General features: G+C 73.5%; 15 protein-coding genes and 1 tRNA gene. 2 read left to right on the forward strand and 14 right to left on the reverse strand.

The window, feature by feature from the left end; translation table 11 throughout:
* Positions 1–96 precede the first annotated feature (96 nt).
* Positions 97–171: transfer RNA gene (locus DYI95_RS06225), tRNA-Pro, on the forward strand.
* Positions 172–359: 188 nt separating this feature from the next.
* On the opposite strand, the gene DYI95_RS13065 is transcribed toward DYI95_RS06225, so the two are convergent.
* A complete protein-coding gene (locus DYI95_RS13065; RefSeq protein WP_116900635.1) occupies positions 360–1,181 on the reverse strand; it encodes an NUDIX hydrolase in 822 nt (273 codons plus the stop codon).
* 103 nt (positions 1,182–1,284) lie between these two features.
* On the opposite strand from DYI95_RS13065, the gene DYI95_RS06235 reads away from it, so the two are divergent.
* A complete protein-coding gene (locus DYI95_RS06235) occupies positions 1,285–1,935 on the forward strand; it encodes a helix-turn-helix domain-containing protein (protein ID WP_116900634.1) in 651 nt (216 codons plus the stop codon).
* Here the strand turns inward: DYI95_RS06235 and DYI95_RS06240 are convergent.
* From DYI95_RS06240 to sucC, 13 genes are all read right to left on the reverse strand, one after another.
* On the reverse strand, positions 1,874–2,779 hold the full coding sequence (locus DYI95_RS06240; RefSeq protein WP_116900633.1) for a TetR/AcrR family transcriptional regulator: 906 nt from the start codon (positions 2,777–2,779) through the stop codon (positions 1,874–1,876). The two genes, DYI95_RS06235 and DYI95_RS06240, sit on opposite strands and share 62 nt — an antisense overlap.
* Positions 2,776–3,966, reverse strand: a complete 1,191-nt coding sequence (locus DYI95_RS06245) for an acyl-CoA dehydrogenase (protein ID WP_116900632.1) — start codon at positions 3,964–3,966, stop codon at positions 2,776–2,778. Before DYI95_RS06245 ends, DYI95_RS06240 begins: the two co-directional genes overlap by 4 nt.
* A 12-nt stretch (positions 3,967–3,978) precedes the next feature.
* Positions 3,979–4,995 (reverse strand): methylmalonyl Co-A mutase-associated GTPase MeaB, encoded by a 1,017-nt coding sequence (gene meaB, locus DYI95_RS06250; protein WP_116900631.1) that lies wholly within the window; start codon positions 4,993–4,995, stop codon positions 3,979–3,981.
* Positions 4,992–5,444, reverse strand: coding sequence for a cobalamin B12-binding domain-containing protein (locus DYI95_RS06255; protein ID WP_116900630.1), 453 nt, complete (start codon positions 5,442–5,444; stop codon positions 4,992–4,994). The genes meaB and DYI95_RS06255 overlap by 4 nt, the downstream gene beginning before the upstream one ends.
* Positions 5,445–5,461: 17 nt before the next feature.
* A complete protein-coding gene (locus DYI95_RS06260; protein WP_116900629.1) occupies positions 5,462–7,105 on the reverse strand; it encodes a methylmalonyl-CoA mutase in 1,644 nt (547 codons plus the stop codon).
* Between the two features lie 259 nt (positions 7,106–7,364).
* A complete protein-coding gene (gene hemB / locus DYI95_RS06265; RefSeq protein ID WP_116900628.1) occupies positions 7,365–8,339 on the reverse strand; it encodes a porphobilinogen synthase in 975 nt (324 codons plus the stop codon).
* Positions 8,340–8,471: 132 nt separating this feature from the next.
* Complete coding sequence (locus tag DYI95_RS13070) at positions 8,472–10,082, reverse strand: uroporphyrinogen-III synthase (protein WP_305849847.1); 1,611 nt, start codon at positions 10,080–10,082, stop codon at positions 8,472–8,474.
* Positions 10,057–11,145 carry a hydroxymethylbilane synthase gene (gene hemC, locus DYI95_RS06275; protein WP_116900626.1) on the reverse strand — a complete coding sequence of 363 codons (1,089 nt, stop codon included), beginning with the start codon at positions 11,143–11,145 and terminating at the stop codon, positions 10,057–10,059. Before hemC ends, DYI95_RS13070 begins: the two co-directional genes overlap by 26 nt.
* Positions 11,146–11,184: 39 nt before the next feature.
* Complete coding sequence (locus DYI95_RS06280; protein WP_116900625.1) at positions 11,185–12,108, reverse strand: inner membrane protein YpjD; 924 nt, start codon at positions 12,106–12,108, stop codon at positions 11,185–11,187.
* 17 nt (positions 12,109–12,125) lie between these two features.
* The gene (hemA, locus tag DYI95_RS06285) at positions 12,126–13,652 is read right to left on the reverse strand and encodes a glutamyl-tRNA reductase (RefSeq protein WP_116900624.1); all 1,527 of its coding nucleotides are present in this window, start codon (positions 13,650–13,652) and stop codon (positions 12,126–12,128) included.
* A complete protein-coding gene (locus tag DYI95_RS06290; RefSeq protein WP_116900623.1) occupies positions 13,643–14,407 on the reverse strand; it encodes a class I SAM-dependent methyltransferase in 765 nt (254 codons plus the stop codon). The genes hemA and DYI95_RS06290 overlap by 10 nt, the downstream gene beginning before the upstream one ends.
* Positions 14,408–14,421: 14 nt before the next feature.
* Entirely contained in the window at positions 14,422–15,288 is an 867-nt protein-coding gene (gene sucD / locus DYI95_RS06295) for a succinate--CoA ligase subunit alpha (RefSeq protein WP_116900622.1), read from the reverse strand.
* Positions 15,289–16,410 carry an ADP-forming succinate--CoA ligase subunit beta gene (gene sucC, locus DYI95_RS06300; RefSeq protein ID WP_116900621.1) on the reverse strand — a complete coding sequence of 374 codons (1,122 nt, stop codon included), beginning with the start codon at positions 16,408–16,410 and terminating at the stop codon, positions 15,289–15,291.
* Between the last annotated feature and the right edge of the window lies 1 nt (position 16,411).

A 16,411-nucleotide genomic window follows, 5' to 3' on the forward strand; every position in this document is an offset into this window, starting at 1 on the left:
CTGGTGTTCCTCGCACCGGTCTTCGTTGACACGGTGCGGCGCCGCCTCTATAATGCCAGTTGCGGTTGCACGCCGCCTTGTGTTTTTTGGGAGCCGCGGGCCGTAGCGCAGCTTGGTTAGCGCGCCACGTTCGGGACGTGGAGGTCGCCGGTTCAAATCCGGCCGGCCCGACCGCTCAACACGGCCAGAAACGAGGCCAGGAGGCCGGACCCCGATGGGGTTCCGGCCTCCTGGCCTTCAGGCGTCCGGCCTGGTGAACCCGCCCGGTCCCCGGGCCGTTCCCCTGCGGCCGCCTTGCGCCAGCGCCCACAAAAGAACGGCCGGAACGGGCCGCGCAGCGCCACCATGGAGCCCGCTGTCTATCCCTGGGGCCCGCTGCCCGGAAGGGCCGGACCGCCGGCACCCACCCGCTCGCCCTCTTCGCCGCCCCCGGCGGCCGGCCCGGTACCGGCCTGGGCCGCAGGCAAGCCTTCCGGTGCGGCAGGCCCTTCCGCGGAGCCTCCTCCGGCGCCCGCCCCCGCCGGCTCAGCGGCCGCCGCCGCGCCGGATCCTGCCTGGCGTTCCCCCTGGGTGCCTTCCTCGGGGGAGGGGGCCGCGGCCTCCGGTGGAGCCCCGGCTGGAGCCGGGCCTGCAGGGGCATCCGCCGGGCCGCGCGCCTTCACCCGGGCCGGTGCCTCCGGTTCCGCCGGGCGCGCGGCCAGCTCCCGGCGCGCCGCCTCCAGGGTGGGCACCAGGTTTTCGTAGGTGCAGCGGCGGATGGCCTCGTCCAGCGGCAGCCACTGGGCGTCCCGCAGTTCCTCCCGCTGCACCCGGATGCCGTGGTTCAGCGCCCTCACGAGAAAGTAGTGGACCGTCTTGTCCACTTCCTCATCGCCGTCCCGGAAGCGATAGCGCACCGGCGGCAGGCGCGTCTCCAGGGCCCCGACGATTCCCGTTTCCTCCCGGATCTCCCGCAAGGCGGCCGCTTCCGGTGTCTCGCCCGCTTCGATGCCGCCCTTGGGCAAGGCCCAGTGACCGTAAGCGTCGAGGATCATGAGGACCTCTACGGCCGGCTCGGGCCGGCGGTCCCCTTCACCGGACGAACCCGGTCCGGTCGCATCCGGCCCCGGCGCTCCGCCGGCGCCTGCGGGGGCACCGGCACGCCGGTACACCACGCCGCCGGCGGCCTGCCGTTCGATCATCGCCCATCCCTCCCACCGGGCGGCTGGCCCGCCAAAGGATGGATATGCCTCATGCTATAATGGTAAACGAACCCGCCGGCTGGCAACCGCCGAGGTGAGCCCCGTGGAGGTTGGCAAGCGGATCCGGGATCTGCGCCGGCAACGCGGGATCAGCCTGCGCGACCTGGCACGCCGCTCCGGGGTGTCCAAGGCCTACCTGTCCCAGCTGGAGAACGATCCTGCCCGCAAGCCTTCCGTCGACGTGGTACTGCGCATCGCCGCCGCCCTTCAGGTGGATCTGGCGGAACTGGTAGGACCCGCCACCGGTGGCGGTGCCGCCGGTGAGCAGGCGCCCGGGGCTGGAGGCGCCCCTCCGGGCGAACCCGACTCCCCGCTGCGGTGGGAAGGGGCGGCCCGTGCAGAAGTGGCGGCGGCCGGGGACCGCGCCCTGGCACCGCTTTCCCCGGCTCCGGGTTCGGCCGGTGCGCCGCCCGCTACCGGACCCCGTGCATCGCGGCAAACCTCCGAGTTCGCGCCCGGCCCCCCGGAGGGCGGCCCCAGGATCCCGGAGGGAACCCCGATACCGGAGGGATCCCCGCCGGCCCTGGATCAGCTTCCCTGGGCGCTGCGGGTCTTCTGGCAGGAACACCCCGAGGTGCCTGAGGAAGAAATCCGGTCCCTGGCCACCATCACCTGGAAAGGCAGGCGCCCCTTCACGCCCACGGATTACTGGGTCCTTCACCAGGTCCTGACGGGAATGACACGGGGACTCTAGGTCCGGCGGCCGCCGGCTCCCCCGCCGGAGGCCGTCCCAGCCCGTACCAGAGCCAGTCCAGGTCCCCGGCACAGCCCGCCTGCCAGAGCCCGACCGCTGCAGCCACGACCGCTCGGGCCGTCGCCGTGGCGGCAGCCCCACCCTGGGCGACGGTGCCGCCCCCTGTACCCGGCCGGCCCGGCCGCAGGCTCCCGGCCCCCCGCAAAGGAGCGGCTGGGAGTCCGCCGCCGCCCGGGACGGGCGGTTCAGGCCTGCCGGGCTCTCCGGTCCCGGGTCCGCACGGTTCGGCTCCGGGACCGGGCGCCCCACCTTCCTGCAGCAGCCGCGCCTCACCGCGCCGGGCGCCCTCTTCCAGCAAGCGGGCCAGTCCCTGGACCAGAAGGGCCGTCACCGGCCAAAAAGCCGGCAGGTCCCCGGCGCCGGCCGTCCCCCGGCCCGCTGCGCGGCCGGCGGCCTGGGTTTCGACGGCAGCTTCCGCCTCGCAGGCCAGCCAGGGCAGGGCCTCAGCCAGCACCTGCCGGAAGGCCGCCCAGCGCTCTCCGGCGGGAAGGCCCGGGGTCAGGTGGACCCGTGCCAGCTGGCGCCCCAGGCGGGTGGCCTGTTCCTCCAGAACGGCCCGCAGCAGGGAAGGCTTGTCCGGAAAGTGGGCGTACACCGTGCCCACGGCCACCCCGGCGGCCGCCGCCACCTGGCGCAGGCCCGTGGCGTGGTAGCCCTGCTCCCGGAACAGGCCGGCCGCCGCCCGCCGGATGCGGCCGGCGGCACCGGCCCCCGGGGCGGCGTCCTGCTGCACCTGTGAAGGGATCCCCCGGACCCGGGCGCCGCCGTCTCTGGCCGGGCTCATGCCAGAGCTTCCACCGCCTGGCCCGCTTCCGCCAGGAGGGCCCGGGCGATGACCATGCGCTGGACCTCGGAGGTTCCCTCGTAGATCTGGGTGATCTTGGCGTCCCGCATCAGGCGCTCGACCTCGAAATCCTGGAGGTAACCGTAACCGCCGTGGATCTGGACCGCCTCGGTGGTCACCTTCATGGCCACCTCCGAGGCAAACAGCTTCGCCATGGCGATCTCCTTGCTGGCCCGCCGGCCCGTGCGCACGCTCTCGTCGTAGAGCACGGCTGCCCGGTAGACCAGCAGCCGGGCCGCCTCCACCTGGGTCGCCATGTCGGCCAGCTTGAACTGGATGCCCTGGAAGCTGCCGATGGGACGTCCGAACTGGCGCCGCTGGCCGGCGTAGGCCACCGCCCGGTCCAGGGCCGCCTGGGCGATGCCCACCGCCTGGGCGCCGATGCCCACCCGGCCGTTGTCCAGGGTGGCCAGGGCGATCTTGTACCCCTGCCCCTCGCGGCCGATCAGGTTCTCGGCGGGCACCCGGACCTGCTCCAGGATCACGTCGGTGGTGGCCGAGGCGCGGATGCCCATCTTCTTGAAAGGCTTGCCGAAGGAGAGGCCGGGCGTGCCCTTCTCCACCAGGAAGGCGCTGATGCCCCGGGAGCCGGCCGCCGGGTCGGTGACGGCAAAGACCACGTAGAGGCCCGCCACGCCGCCGTTGGAGATGAAGGTCTTGCGCCCGTTCAGCACGTAGTGCTCCCCGTCCCGGACCGCCGTGGTCTTGAGGGCAGCCGCGTCCGAACCCGCGTCGGGCTCCGTCAGGCAGAAGGCGCCCAGCTGTTCGGCCCGGGCCAGGACGGGCAGCCAGCGGGCCTTCATCGCCTCGCCGGCCCAGCGGTTGATCAGCTCGCCCACCAGGCTGTTGTGGACGTCCATCACCACGGCCGTCGCCGCACAGGCCCGCGCCACCTCCTCCAGGCAGATGGCGTGGGCCAGGGTGTCCATGCCCCCGCCCCCGTAGGCCTCGGGGATCATCATGCCGAGATAACCATGCTCCGCCAGCCGGCGCACGTTTTCCCACGGAAACTCGCCGGACTCGTCGTAGGCCGCGGCCCTGGGCGCCAGCTCGCGCTGGGCGAACTCCCGCACCGCAGCGCGGATCTCCTCATAGGTCGGATCCAGCAGAAAAGGAGGGCTCCCCATCTCCCTGCCTCCTCAGGTGCCGTGGAACCGAATGGCGTCGGGTGTCGCTCCCGAGGATGCCGGCCCCGGGCGGGCCGGATCCTGGCGGAGGAATGCCAGCAGCCGTTCCGCGGCCTCCCCCGGGCTCAGCTGCCGCCCGGCCACGGCGCGGGCCAGCTCGTCCCAGCGGCCGCCGGCCTTGAGGCGCTCCCACAGCCGGGCCAGCACCTGCTGCCGCAGCGCTTCTTCCGCCTGCCAGCGATGGCGCAGGGCGCCGGCTGCCGTGCTTTCCAGGTGTTCCCGGTGCCGCCGCAGGGTCCGGACCAGCTCGTCCACGCCCGTCCCGGCGGCCGCCACCGCCTCCAGCACCGGCGGTCTCCACCCGGGATCCCGGGGCGCTCCCAGGTCCAGCATCTGGCTCAACTCCTGCACCGTCCGGGCCGCGCCGGGCTGGTCCGCCTTGTTGACCACCAGGATGTCGCCCACCTCCAGGATGCCGGCCTTGGCGGCCTGGACATCGTCCCCCAGGCCAGGGGCCAGCACCACCACCACCGTGTGGGCGTAGCGCATGATCTCCACTTCCGACTGGCCGGCTCCCACCGTCTCCACCAGCACCGTGTCCATGCCGGCGGCATCCAGCAGGTGGATGACGTCTCCCGTGGCCCGGGAGAGGCCCCCCACCTGCCCCCGGGATGCCAGGCTGCGGAAGAACACGCCGTCATCCACGGGCCCGTGGCTGAAGCGGATGCGGTCGCCCAGCAGGGCGCCGCCGGTGAAAGGGCTGGAGGGATCGACCGCCACCAGCCCCACCCGCTGGCCGGTGTCCCGCAGCTGCCGCGCCAGGGCGGCGGCCAGGGTGCTCTTCCCCACCCCTGGCGCGCCCGTCAGGCCCACCACATGGGCCCGGCCCGTACGGGGATAGACCCGCCGCAGCAACTCGTCGGCGCCGGGGTGGCGGTTCTCGACCCAGGTGATGGCCCGGGCCAGGGCGCGCCGGTCCCCCGCCAGCACTCCCTCGGCCAGCTGATCGGGCCGGGCCGCCCGGCTCACACGGTCTCCCCCCGTCGGCGGGCCACGGCGTCCCGGGTGAAGGCCACGATCTCCTCGGTGCTGGAACCCGGACCGAAAACCCGCTCCACGCCGGCCTCCAGCAGCCGGGGCACGTCCTCGGCGGGGATCACCCCGCCCACCAGCACCACCACGTCATCCCGCCCCACGTCCCGCAGGGCCTGGCAGACCCGGGGGATCAGGGTGTTGTGGGCGCCGGAAAGGATGCTCAGCGCCACCACATCCACGTCTTCTTCCAGCGCCGCCCGGGCGATCTGCGCCGGCGACTGGTGGAGGCCGGTATAGATGACCTCCATCCCCGCGTCCCGGTACGCCCGGGCGATCACCTTGGCACCCCGGTCGTGGCGGTCCATGCCGGGCTTGGCCACCAGCACGCGGATGGGGCCGTGGGCGCCCGGCGCCTCGTTCACCGTCACCGGTGTGGTTTCCATGGCCTCTCCCGCCTCGCTCAAAAGATCGCCCGGTCGCGATACTCGCCGAAGACCTCTCGCAAGGTGTCGCACATCTCGCCCAGGGTGGCGTAGGCCCGGGCGCACTCCAGCAGGCGCGGCATCAGGTTCTCGCCGCTCCGCGCCGCCGCCTTGAGATCGCGCAGGGCCTGGCTGACCCGCCGGTTGTCCCGGGTGCGGCGGATGTCCCGCAGCCGCTGGATCTGCCGCTGCTGGACCTCGTCGGGCACCCGCAAGATCTCGGGCTGCTCTTCATCTTCCAGGACGTACTTGTTGACCCCCACCACGGTGATCTCCCCGGACTCCACCTGCTGCTGGTAGCGGTAGGAAGCGTCCGCGATCTCCTTCTGGAAGAACCCGGCCTCGATGGCGGGGATCACGCCGCCCAGCTCGTCGATGCGGCGGAAGTAGTCCCGGGCCCGCCGCTCCATCTCGTCGGTCAGCCACTCCACGAAGTACGAGCCGCCCAGGGGATCGACGGTGCTGGTCACGCCGCTCTCCTCGGCGATGATCTGCTGGGTCCGCAGGGCGATGCGCACCGCCTTCTCCGTCGGTAGGGCCAGGGCCTCGTCGAAGGAGTTGGTGTGGAGCGACTGGGCGCCCCCCAGCACCGCGGCCAGCGCCTGCAGGGTGACCCGGACGATGTTGATCTCGGGCTGCTGGGCTGTCAACGTGCACCCCGCCGTCTGGCAGTGGAACCGCATCTTCCAGGAGCGGGGGTCCTTGGCCCCGAAGCGCTCCCGCATCTCGACGGCCCAGATGCGCCGCGCCGCCCGCAGCTTGGCGATCTCCTCGAAGAAGTCGTTGTGCACGTTGAAGAAGAAGGAGAGCCGGGGCGCGAAGCGGTCCACGTCCAGCCCCGCCTCGATGCCCGCCCGCACGTACTCGAAGCCGTTGGCCAGGGTGAAGGCCAGCTCCTGCACCGCCGTCGACCCGGCCTCGCGGATGTGGTAGCCCGAGATGCTGACCGTGTTCCACTGGGGAACGTGGTCGGCGCAGAAGGCGAAGATGTCGGTGATGATGCGCATGGAGGGGCGCGGCGGGAAGATGTAGGTGTTCTGGGCGATGTATTCCTTGAGGATGTCGTTCTGGATGGTCCCCCGCAGCCGGTCGAAGGGCACCCCCTGCTTCTCGGCCGCCGCCAGGTACATGGCGAAGATCATCGCCGCCGGCCCGTTGATGGTCATCGACGTGGACACCTGGTCCAGGGGGATGCCGTCGAACAGGATCTCCATGTCCGCCAGGGTGTCCACGGCCACCCCCAGCTTGCCGACCTCGCCCTCGGACATGGGGTGGTCGGAATCATAGCCCAGCAGGGTGGGGAAGTCGAAGGCCACGCTCAGCCCCGTCTGGCCTTCCCTGAGCAGGTACTTGAACCGCCGGTTGGTCTGCTCGGCAGTGCCGAAGCCGGCAAACTGGCGCATGGTCCACAGCCGGCCCCGGTACATGGTGTCGTGGATGCCGCGGGTGTACGGCCACTGGCCCGGCACGCCCAGCCGCTGGGCGGCCGCCGCGTCGGGCACGTCTTCGGGCCCGTAACAGCGCTTGACCTCGATTCCCGACAGAGTCTCAAAACGCGGCCGCCGCTCCCGCCCCGGGGCCGCGGCCTCCGCCGGGGCGCCCGCTGCCGGTTCCTTCGCCATCCCGGTTCACCCCTCTCCCAGCCTCCGGGCTCCGGGACCGGGTGGATCCCCGATCCCGTCGCCTCTGCCGCCGCAACCCGGGCCGGATCGGGACGGTCCGCGCCCGGACCCCGCGCCGTGCAGGCTGGCCAGGCGGTCGTCGCCCGCACCGCCCCGCAGCCTTCCCGGCCATTTGCGGCCCAGGTCGTGCCGCCCCGCCCCCGCATGGCCCCCTTCGCTGCGGCCGGCGGAGCCAGCCGCCATCACCCTCCGCCAGAAGCTAAGCCAGCCAGCGGGCCACCTCGGGCGCATGATACGTGATGATGGCATCCGCTCCCGCCCGGCGCATGGCCGTCAGGGTCTCCAGCACCACGGCCCGCTCGTCGACCCAGCCCTGGGCCGCCGCCGCCTTGATCAGGCTGTACTCGCCACTGACATTGTACGCCACCACCGGGACCGGGAACTGCTGGCGCACGGCGCGGATCACGTCCAGGTAGGCCAGAGCGGGCTTCACCATCACCAGGTCGGCCCCCTCCTCCAGGTCCAGAGCCACCTCCCGCAGGGCCTCCCGGACGTTGGCCGGGTCCATCTGGTGGGTCCGCCGGTCGCCGAAGGCCGGTGCCGAGTGGGCCGCCTCGCGGAAAGGCCCGTAGAAGGCGGACGCATACTTGACGGCGTACGAAAGGATGGCCGTGTCCTGGAAGCCGTGCTCGTCCAGCACCCTGCGCACGGCACCCACGCGACCGTCCATCATGTCCGACGGGGCGACCCAGTCGGCACCCGCCCGGGCGTGGGACAGGGCGACCCGCGCCAGCTGCTCCAGGGTGGCGTCGTTGTCGATGCGGCCGTCGGGGGTCAGGATGCCGCAGTGGCCGTGGCTGGTGTACGCGCAGAGGCACACATCGGTGATGACCAGCAGGTCCGGCAAGGCCTCCTTGAGGGCGGCAACGGCCTGCTGGACGGCGCCGTCCGGGTCGGCGGCCTCGCTGCCGCGGTCATCCTTCTGCCGGGGGAGTCCGAACAGCAGCACCGCCCGGATCCCCAGCCCATAGACCTCCCGGGCCCGCTCCACCGCCCGGTCCACGGAACGGTGCTCCACCCCCGGCATGGAAAGCACGGGTTCCACCACGTCCCTGCCGGGAACCACAAACATGGGGTAGATCAGCCGGTCGGCGGTGAGGTCCGTCTCGCGCACCAGGCTGCGGACCACGGGGGTGGCGCGCAGCCGGCGCGGCCGGTGTACGGGGAACGCCATGGAAGTCACCTCGGATGCGCGTCCGGCGCCCGGCCGGGCTGGTCCGTGTCCAGCCCCCGCCGCAGCGGCCAGGGCCGGGCATCCCGCCGGGAGCCGGGATCTGGCCGGCCGGAACTCCGCCCATTGGGCGTTTTAAGCCTTTCCGCCAGCCGTTTTCATTTCGAGGAGAGCTGCCACGAGTCCTGCCGCCGTGTAGCGGAGCGGCACGCCGTCCACCGGCAGCCCCAGGGCGGCCGCCCGTTGGGCCGTGCGGGGGCCGATGCACACCACCCGGGGCCGGCCCGCCCCATCCCCCTGCCCATCACCGCGGAAGAACCGGCCCGGCCCCCCGGGGCCCGCTGCCTCGGCCAGCGCCTCGGCGGCGGAGGGGCTGGCCAGGGTCACCACGTCCACCTGCCGGTTCGCCAGCAGCTCGATCAGCACCGCCGCCTGATCATGCCGCAGCACCGTCCGGTAGACCACCGGAGCCCGCAGGTCCCCGCCGGCCGCCTCCACCGGCCGGGCGGCAGCCAGGCCGGCCCGGTCGCCCCGGGGCCAGACCACCCGCTGTCCCGGGGTGATGCGGCGGGCCAGTTCGTCCCACAACCGGGCGCCGGTGAACTCCGCCGGCATCAGATCCGGCCGGAGCCCCAAAGCCTCCCGCACGAAGCGGCGGGTTGCCTCCCCCACCACCGCCACCCGGGCGCCTGCCAGGGCGCGCGCATCCCGGCCCAGGGCGTCCAGCCGGCGGGCCAGGGCGGCGGCGCCGTTGCGGCTGGTCAGGACCCACCAGCTGCCGCAGGCAGACTCCAGCTCCCGGTCCAGCTCCCTCTCGCCGGCGGCGGGCTCCACGCCGATCAGGGGGACTTCCACCACCGTGGCCCCCAGCTGCCGCAAGAGCTCGGCCAGGCCCGCGGCCTGTTCGGGAGCCCGGGTGACCGCCACCCGCCATCCGGCCAGGGGCGGGGCCACCCAGCCGGCCACCGCGGCCGGCGCCCCGGTGCCGGAAGGCACCTCCCCGCTGCCGGCACCGGCGACCGCGTCCGCCGCCTCGGACCCGGCGGCCCCGCGCGCCGCCTGAGCCCCGGCGGCCGCCAGCCCACCCGGGCCACCCGGTGCCGGGGCCTCCCCGGGGGCAGGGCCGCCGCCGGGCGCGGGCAGTCGACCGGGCCAGGGCACGGGAATGAGCCCCACTCCCGCGGCAACCAGAGCTTCCATCTCCCCGCCCGGTAGACCGCCCCGCACCAGCCGGACGACCCGCAGCCCGGCCCGTGCCCACCGGGCCAGGCGCTGGGGAAGGTGCTGGGGCGGCAGCCGGCCCGCCGCCTGCAGGCGTGAAGGAAGGGGCACGGAGCCGGAAGCGGCGGCCGCTGCCGCTGGCACCACCCACAGGGCGGCCGTGGGGGACCGCCACGCCTCGACCACCGCCTCCAGGCCGGGATCGGCCACCACCACCTCCGCCGCCTGCAGGATCCGGCTGGCCCGCACCGTCACCAGCCCGGGATCGCCCGGTCCCCCATCCACGATGTAGATCCAGCCCGGGGGCGCCCACAGGTCGGGGGCGCCGTCGTCCCCACCCCCTACCATGGAGGAGGGCAGGACGGCCTCCCTTCCCTGCGCCGGGCCCTGGTCCGGTGCAGGGACCTGCGCCCGCGGCCAGGCCGCCTCCGGGGGCACCCAGGCCCCGGCCGGCTCCTGGGACCCGGCGGGGCCGGCCGGATCCTTCCTGCGGTGCCCCTCATCCCCCGTCGCCGTCACCGCCACCCGCTCCCCCTTCCCGGGAGGCCGGCCCCCCGGGGCCGCCCGCTCCGGCCGCCGGCCGCGACGCGGCCTCCACCATGACCCCCGCCTGGGCCAGGACGCCGGCAGCTCCCTTGGCCAGCAGCTGTTCCGCCAGGCGGCGCCCCGTGCCCTCCGGATCGGACAGGGACCCTTCGCCACGACCGGTGAGCCAAGGGCTTCCCGCGGGGCCGGCTACCATGCCGTCGATGACGAGCCGGCCGCCCTCCACCCGCGCCCAGGCCCCCAGGGGCACTCGGCACGTGCCCCCCAGTTCGGCCAGGAAGGCCCGTTCCGCCCGCACCGCCCGGCTGACCTCGGGCCGGTCGAGCACCTGCACCCGGCGGCGCACCGCCTCATCCCCGGCCCGGATCTCCACGGCCAGGGCCCCCTGGCCGGGGGCCGGCAGCAGTTCCAGGGGCGGCACCAGCGCGGAGATGCGCCCGGCGAACCCCAGGCGGCGGAGACCGGCGGCGGCCAGCAGCAGGGCATCCCAGTGGCCTTCGTCGAGACGGCGCAGGCGGGTGTCCAGGTTGCCGCGGGCCGGCTCGACCGCCAGGTCCGGGCGGCGGGCCCGCAGCCAGGCTTGGCGGCGCAGGCTGCTGGTGCCCACGCGAGCGCCCGGCGGCAGGGCCGCCAGCAGGTCACGGGCCTCGCTGTCCGGCGGCTCCTCTCCGCCGTGGCCCATCACCGAGAGCCGGCCGGTCGCCGCCCGGGGGAGGACCAGGGCGTCGGCCGGGTCTTCCCGCTGGGGAAAGGCCGCCAGCTCCAGGCCCTCGGGCAGTCGGGTGGGGACGTCCTTGGCGCTGTGCACGGCCAGGTCGATGCGCCCCTCCAGCAGCGCCTCCTCCAGTTCCTTGACGAAAGCGCCGGGGCTGCTGAGGGCGTACAGGGGCCGCGACCGGTTGCGGTCTCCCAGCGTCGTCACGGGCACCAGCTCGACCTGGAGGCCGGGATGGTGGGTTTCAAGTTGCCGGGCCACCCACTGTGCCTGGATGCGTGCCAGGGCGCTGGCGCGGGTGCCGATGCGCAGGACCGCTGCTGTCAACCTCGTCCCTCCCCCACGGCTCCGGGCCGCCGGGCCGGTTCAGAACACGTGGCGTGCCGACCAGTGCGGCCCCACCACCAGGTAGTTCACCAGGATGACGGCAAAGCCCAGCAGGGACAGGTAAGCCAGCCGGCGGCCCCGCCAGCCGGCCCATGCCCGCAGGGCCAGGCAGGCAGCGTAGAACAGCCAGACGCCGGCGCTGGCAAGGACCTTCCCGTCACGGGCCCAGGGCCCCTCCCAGAGGCGGCCGGCCTGCAGGGTGCCACTGGCCAGGGCCAGGGTGAGCAGGGCGAAGCCGCTGCCCACCAGCCACCAGCAGGCCCGGTCCATCTCCTCCAGGGCGGGCAGGTGGCGGTAGAGCCGACTAAAGGCCTTGACCCGCAGCTGCCGCTCCTGGAGCAGGTACATGGCGGCCAGGGCCGAGGCCAGGCCGAAGGCTCCGTAGCTCAGAAGGGCGATGGTGGCGTGGAGCCAGACCCATGGACCGGCGCCAAGCAGCGGGGACTCGGCGGTGCCCGGGGCAGGTGCCGCCGGCACCTGCCCCGGGGCAGGCGCAGGTCCCAGCACCCCGGCGCCGGCTGCGGTACCGGCCGGCAGGCCGGCGGCGAGGGCGCCGCCGGGGGCCGGCGGGGCGCCCGCCGCCATCAGCACCAGCAACACCACCACGGGGGGCAGCATGAAGGCTCCCAGGGGTCGCAAGGGCAGCAGCGCCTCCAGCAAGATGCCGTTGAGGATCCATGCCCAGCTCAGGAAGAACACCGATCCCTGGGGACTGACGAAGGGGATGTGCCCGGTAGCCAGCGCCCCGCCCAGCAACGCAGTGTGGGCGCACCACGTCACCCAGACAAGCCACCGGGCCGGGCCGTCCCGGGCAAAACCCGCCAGGGCCCAGGCGTGCCAGGCCGCGGCCGCCACGTAGCCCAAGGTGATGCCCACGTACCCCCACGCGAGCCAGCCCTGCACCCGGCCTCACCTGCCGCTCATGCCCGGGCGCTGCCGCTTTCCCCGAACCGACGGCGGGGCAGGGCCAGCACCGGATCACCGGACGCGGAACCGGCCGGGCCCGCGGTACCGGTGCCCCCTCCCGGCGCGGGCTCCGCGCCGTCTCCGGCGGCGGCCTGTCCCCGCCGGGCCTGGCGACCCGCCGTGCCCTCCGGCCCGCCGGCGGCCGGCTCCGCCCCGGCCGACTCCGCACCGGCCGGCCCCGCCTGTGGCGCCGGGCGGCGTCCGGCGGGGCCGGGTTCGTCCAGGGCGAAGAGCTCGGTGAAAGCCTCATCCAGGTAGACGGGGCCGCGCCCTCCGGCCACCGCCTCCTTCAGGCGCACCATGGGATCGTTCAGCAGCTTGTTGACGATCAGCCGGGTCAGGCCGTCGATGACCTGCCGGTCCCGCTCCGACAGATGGGGCAGCTTGCGCAGGGCGCGGGCCAGCTCTTCCTGCCGCATGGCCTCGGCCTTGGCCCGCAGGGAGCGGATCAGAGGCACCACGTCCAGGCTGTGCAGCCACCCCTCAAAGCCCCGGACCTCGTCGTCGATCATGGCCTCGACCCGGGCCGCCTCCTCCCGCCGCAGCCGGAGGTTGGCTTCCACCACCGCCTGCAGGTCGTCGATGTCGTACAGGAACACCCCGTCCAGCCGGCCCGCCGCCGGCTCGATGTCGCGGGGCACGGCGATATCCACCAGCAGCAGCGGCCGGCCCCGCCGGCGGCGCATGGCGTCCCGCACCATGGCGGCGGTGATCAGGGGCCGCCCGGCGCCGGTGGAACTGATCACCACGTCGCAGCGGTCCAGGGCCGCCGGCAGCTCGCCCAGCGACACCGCCTCGCCGCCGTAAGCGGCGGCCAGTTGCCGGCCCCGCTCCAGGGTCCGGTTGGCCACCACCAGCCGGCAGCCGCCCTCCTCGGCCAGACTGCGGGCGGCCAGTTCCGCCGTCTCGCCGGCGCCCACCAGCAGCACCCGCCGCCCGTCCAGGTGGCCGAAGACCTTGCGGGCCAGTTCCACCGCCACATAACTGACGGACACCGCATGCTGGCTGATGGCCGTCTCCGTCCGGGCCCGCTTCCCTACCGCCAGGGCCTGCTGGAAGAGACCGTGCAGCACCTTGCCACAGGTTCCCGCGGCGGCAGCCCCGTGGTAGGCTTCCCGTACCTGGCCCAGGATCTGGCTCTCCCCCAGGACCATGGAGTCCAGGCCCGCCGCCACGCGGAACAGGTGCCGCGCCGCCGCGGCATCTTCCCGGACATAGAGATAGGTCTCCAGCCGGTCCGGGTCCATGCCGGCCCAGCGAGCCAGCACGTCCCGCACCTGGCGCCGGCCCTGGCCATGGTGGGAGGCCGCCGCGTACACCTCCACCCGGTTGCAGGTGGAGAGCAGCACCACCTCATCGAGGGCCGGGCAGGCTGCCAGCTCCGCCAGGGCCGCCGGCAGCCCCTCACCGGCCACCGCCAGGCGCTCCCGCACCGCGACCGGAGCCGTGCGGTGGTTCATGCCGAGCACGATCACGCCCATCGGGGTCGCCGCCCCTCATGCAAGCAGACGATGCCCGCCGACATGCGCCAGAAGCGGACGCCTTCCAGGCCGGCCGCCGCCATGCGGCGGGCCAGTTCCTCCGCCCCGGGAAACCCCCGCACCGACAGGGGCAGCCAGGCGTAGGGATCGGGACCCGGCCCCCGCCAGCGGCGGGCGGCCCACCGCCCCATGGCGGGGACCACCCGCTCGAAGTACCAGCGGAAGGGCACCCTGACCCAGGGCCAGGGACTGTGGGAAAGCTCCAGGATCAGCACCCGGCCGCCGGGACGGGTGACCCTGGCCATCTCGGCCAGGGCGCGGTCGAGGCTGGCCACGTTGCGCAAGGCGAAGCCCATGGTCACCAGGTCGAACTGGCCCGCCGCAAAGGGCATGTCCAGGGCGTCGCCCTGCACCAGGTCGACCCGGCCGGAGAGGCTCAGCGCCTCGAGCCGGTGCCGGGCAACGGCCAGCATGCCCGGGGAGAAATCCAGGCCGGTGACCCGGCCGGCAGGTCCCACCCGCCGGGCCAGCATGGCCGTGATCTCGCCGGTGCCGCAGGCCACGTCCAGGACCCGCGCCCCGTCCAGGGGCAGCTCCTCCAGCCGCCGGCGCAGCCGCCACTGCCAGTAGCGCCACTGCCCCAGGGTCATCAGCAGGTTCATCCGGTCGTAGCCGGGCGCAATGGTGTCGAAGAGCTCCCGGATGTAGGCGGCCTTGTCGGCGCCCCGGCCCGGGGCCGGGCTCTGAGCCCCCATGCACGTCCCTTCCTCTATCGCAGTGCCTCCCGCACCAGGTCGGCCACCTGCCAGGGCAGGGCGGCCACCCGGGCTCCCCCCGCCTCCAGGGCTTCCACCTTGCTCTGGTACGTGCCGCGGCCGCGCTCGATGATGGCCCCCGCGTGGCCCATGCGCTTGCCGGGCGGGGCATGCTTGCCCGCCAGGTAGGCCACCACGGGCTTGCTCATCCCCTTGATGTACTCCGCCGCTTCCTCTTCCGCGGTACCGCCGATCTCCCCCACCAGGACCACGGCCTCGGTCTCCCGGTCCTGCTCGAACATCTTGAGCACGTCGATGAAGGAAAGGCCCACCACCCGGTCGCCGCCCATGCCCACCACGGTGGACTGGCCGAAGCCGGCCTGGCTCAGCGACGCGGCGATCTCATAGGAAAGGGTACCACTGCGGGCCACGATGCCTACCCGGCCGGGGGTGTAGATCTGATTGGGCATGATCCCGATCTTGCTCTTCCCCGGCGAGATCACCCCGAAGGTGTTGGGGCCGATGATGGTCGCACCCTTCAGCCGGGCCCGGGCCATGATCTCCATGGCGTCGTGGAGGGGCACGTGCTCGGTGATGACCACCACCAGCTTGATCCCCGCCTCCAGGGCCTCCAGCACGGCGTCCTTGGCGAAGGGAGCGGGGACGAAGATGACGGAGGCCGTGGCCCCGTGCTTCTCCACCGCCGCTTCCACGGTGTCGTAGACGGGCACGCCCTTGACCTCCTGGCCCTCCTTGCCCGGCGAGACGCCCGCCACCACGCGGGTGCCGTACTCAATCATCTGGCCGGTGTGGAAACTGCCCTGGTGGCCCGTGATGCCCTGGACCACCACCCGGGTACGCTCATCGATCAGGATGGCCATTCACCGCTCCCCTCCCTGCCGGGCCAGCTCGACCGCCTTGCGGGCGGCCTCGCCCATGTCCCGGAAGGCCTCGATGCCGTGCTCGCGCAGGATCGCCACGCCCTTGTCCTCGTTGGTACCCACCAGGCGCACCACCAGGGGCACGGGGATCCCCTGCTGCCGCTTGACGGTGACGATGGCGTTGGCCACGTCGTCGCAGCGCGTGATGCCGCCGAAGATGTTGACGAAGATGGCCTTGGGGTTGGTCGAAACCAGCACCGCCATGGCCTTCGCCATGGGCTCGACGGCCGCTCCGCCGCCCGCGTCCAGGAAGTTCATGGCCCGGCCGCCGTACTCGGTCAGCACGTCGATGGTGGCCATGGTGATGCCTGCGCCGTTGGCCATCACGGCGATGTCGCCGTCCAGCTCCACGTAGGACAGCCCGATCTCCCGCACCCGCCGCTCCAGTTCGGTGGCCTCGCTGACCTCGGGCAGGTCCTCATGGCGGAAGCGGCTGTCGTCGTCGATGTTCAGGCGCCCGTCGGCGGCAATCAGGCGGTCGCCGGAGATCACCAGGGGGTTGATCTCCACCAGCTCGGCGTCGTAGTCCCGGAAGATGCGGTAGAGGCGGGTGAGCAGGTCGGCAAACTGGCGGGCGACGGCACCCTCCAGGCCCAGCCGCCGGGCGATCCCCCGGGCGAAGTACGGGTAGAGGCCCAGGGTGATGTCCACCGGGCGCTTGACGATGTCCTTCTCGGGGACCTCCTCGATGTTCACGCCGCCGTGGACCGAGGCGATGACCAGCGGCAGCTTGCGGCCGGTGTCGACGGCGATGCCCAGGTAGAGCTCCCGGTCGATGCGCAGCTTCTCCTCCACCAGCACCCGCTCGACCCGGTAGCCCCGCACCTCCTGCCCCAGCAGGTCCGCCGCCACCTGCCGGGCCTGGTCGGGCGTGTCGGCGAAGCGGATGCCGCCGGCCTTGCCCCGGCCCCCGGCCAGGACCTGGGACTTCACCGCCACCGGCCCGCCGACCTCTTCGGCCACCCGGGCGGCCTCATCGGGCGTAGCCGCCACCCGGCCCCGGGGCGTGGGAATGCCCCGCTCCCGGAAGACCTCCTTGGCCATGTACTCGAAGAACTTCAAC

The sequence above is a fragment of the Thermaerobacter sp. PB12/4term genome (assembly GCF_003403315.2).
Lineage (GTDB): Bacteria > Bacillota > Sulfobacillia > Thermaerobacterales > Thermaerobacteraceae > Thermaerobacter.